This is a genomic window from Staphylococcus sp. HMSC34G04 (assembly GCF_001838765.1).
Classification (GTDB): domain Bacteria; phylum Bacillota; class Bacilli; order Staphylococcales; family Staphylococcaceae; genus Staphylococcus; species Staphylococcus epidermidis.
The window spans coordinates 1-365 of sequence record NZ_KV838771.1; the positions used below are offsets into that span (position 1 = coordinate 1).

The following is a 365-nucleotide window of genomic DNA, read 5'->3' on the forward strand; positions in this document are numbered from 1 at the left end:
TCTTGACAGATTTCACTACCTGTACACTCAGTAATTGGTTTTTTAATGAAATCTCCTTTAACATTAGAATATAGTGCATATATCCATACACTTACCTGATCTTTAGGTTGCTCCTTAAATTGTTGTTGACGATTGACTGTAAAACTAAGTTGCCAACTTGAATCTGCTACCGTTACAATACCCCCAGTAACGGTACGTCCAGATAACACATCACGTTTACTTAATTTTTCAATATAAGAAATTACTTTTTTATTATTTGTTGTTGTTGTTGCAGATACGAGCCAACTTTTATCTGGAATATGATCACAGAATTTTTCAGGTCTTCCAAATTCTGGACTTTGATTAGCTAAATTTTTCCATAATGT

1 protein-coding gene is annotated in these 365 nt (G+C 32.6%); it reads right to left on the bottom strand.

Annotated elements, in window-relative coordinates; all coding sequences use genetic code 11:
• Positions 1 to 365: oleate hydratase (locus HMPREF3241_RS11320; RefSeq protein WP_176746670.1), on the bottom strand; the 365-nt coding region annotated here is incomplete at both ends.